Origin of the sequence: Microbacterium sp. BF1, assembly GCF_019279095.1 — a bacterium.
GTDB classification, from domain to species: Bacteria; Actinomycetota; Actinomycetes; order Actinomycetales; family Microbacteriaceae; genus Microbacterium; species Microbacterium maritypicum.
Map to the genome: position 1 here is coordinate 1 of NZ_JAGYWT010000534.1, position 1,618 is coordinate 1,618.

A 1,618-nucleotide genomic window follows, 5' to 3' on the forward strand; every position below is an offset into this window, starting at 1 on the left:
TCTCCTTCACCATCGGAACATCCTTCGCCACCTCAGACGCCACACTCAAAACCCTCCCCGCTCGACGACTCGTCCTCATCCACGGCGTGGTCTCCTTCTTCTACAACGCCCTTGTCGTCGCCGTCGCTGTCGCGGTGATGTCCGTGAATCCCGCGGCGCGCGCCCAGGACAGCAGCCGGCGTCCCGCATCCGGCTCCCCGCCGTTGGCCCGTGCCGCCGCACGGTACAGGGTGAGCCAGCGATCGAGCTCCGGCAGTTCCGGGAAGCAGAGGAAGCCCGCGTAGTCCGCGTCTCGCGCGGCGACGATCCCCCCGGGAACGGCGACGCGGCGCATCTCGCGCAGGGCCGTCACCGGGTCGCCGACGTGCTGGAGCACCTGGTGCGCGTGCACGACATCGAACGAGTCGTCGGGAAAGCTCAGCGCGTGCACGTCCTCGATCGAGAACGAGAGGTTGGTGAGCCCGCGCTCGGCCACGAGTCCCTGCGAGAGCGACAGGGCGCTCTCATCGATCTCGGTGGCCGTGACGTGGGCGACGATGCCGGCGAAATCGGCCGTGATGCTGCCCGGCCCCGCACCCACGTCGAGAAGACGGGTCGTGGCGGTGAGGTGCGGGCGAAGGTACTCGGCGGAGTTCGCGATGTCGCGCACGTTGTGCGAGCGGAGGACGGATTCGTGATGTCCATGCGTGTACGAGGCCATGCGGCCCAGTCTGGCAGAGCGTGCGCTCAGTGCAGGTCGGCGACCATGCGACGGATGGCCTCGCGGTCGGGCTTGCCCGAGGAGAGCACCTCGATCTCGTCCACCATGATCAGCCGGACGGGACGGGCGTGCTTGCCGAGTTCGTCCTCGACGGCGTCGCGAGCGTGCGCGAGCTGCTCCGACTCACTGCGGCGGAGCACCTCGCCCCGAGCCGCGACGATCACGGACGCCTCGCCCCAGCGCTCATCCTCCACGCAGACGACCACGGCCTCATGAAGGCCCGCGATCCGGCGGACGATCCGCTCCACACGGTCGAGGGAGATGTTGATCCCTCCGGACACGATCACGTTGTCGGCGCGGCCGTGCACACGGACGACACGGTCTTCGACGAGGCCGAGATCGCCCGTGCGGTACCAGCGGATGCCGTGCTCATCGCGCACGAACGTGCGGGCGGTCAGCGACCCGTCGCGGAGATACCCTTCGGCGAGCATGGGACCGGCGATGCGCAGCTCACCGTCGACCGTCCGCACGCTGACCGTGTCGAGGGGCACACCGTCGTAGACGCATCCCCCACTGGTCTCGGTCGAACCGTAGGTGCGCACCAGTCGCACACCGAGGTCGGCCGCCCGTTCCCGCAGCGGCTCCGGGAGGGCCTGGCCGCCCACCAGGATCGCCCGATAGGCCTGCAGTGCCGCCCGCACGGCGGTGTCATCCGCCGCGTCGAGCAAGGTCGCGACCTGAGCGGGGACGAGGGAGGTGTACAGGTCGGGGATCCCCGCCTTCGACGCCGGCCGCAGCATCTCGAGAGTCGCCTCGGCGAACGACACCGGCGAGAACCGGCCCTCGATCCGTGCCGGTCGCGTGTCGGCGAGGATCGACCGCACCAGCACCTGAAGCCCCGCGACATAGCCGGCCGGC

General features: G+C 69.8%; 2 protein-coding genes and 1 pseudogene. 1 reads left to right on the forward strand and 2 read right to left on the reverse strand.

Going from position 1 to position 1,618, the window contains the following annotated elements:
- Positions 1-11 precede the first annotated feature (11 nt).
- A pseudogene (locus KZA10_RS18800) lies at positions 12-68 on the forward strand (hypothetical protein); the annotation flags it as partial.
- Positions 69-100: 32 nt separating this feature from the next.
- Here the strand turns inward: KZA10_RS18800 and KZA10_RS18260 are convergent.
- Both KZA10_RS18260 and KZA10_RS14515 read right to left on the reverse strand, forming a co-directional pair.
- A complete protein-coding gene (locus KZA10_RS18260; RefSeq protein ID WP_256934900.1) occupies positions 101-700 on the reverse strand; it encodes a class I SAM-dependent methyltransferase in 600 nt (199 codons plus the stop codon).
- A gap of 26 nt (positions 701-726) precedes the next feature.
- The coding region (locus KZA10_RS14515) for an AMP-binding protein (RefSeq protein ID WP_218683239.1) at positions 727-1,618 on the reverse strand (892 nt) is incomplete at its 5' end.

What these genes read in the sequence shown, in the direction of transcription:
- KZA10_RS18260 (WP_256934900.1), bottom strand. Translation starts at nt 700, where the DNA reads ATGGCCTCGTACACGCATGGACATCACGAATCCGTCCTCCGCTCGCAC.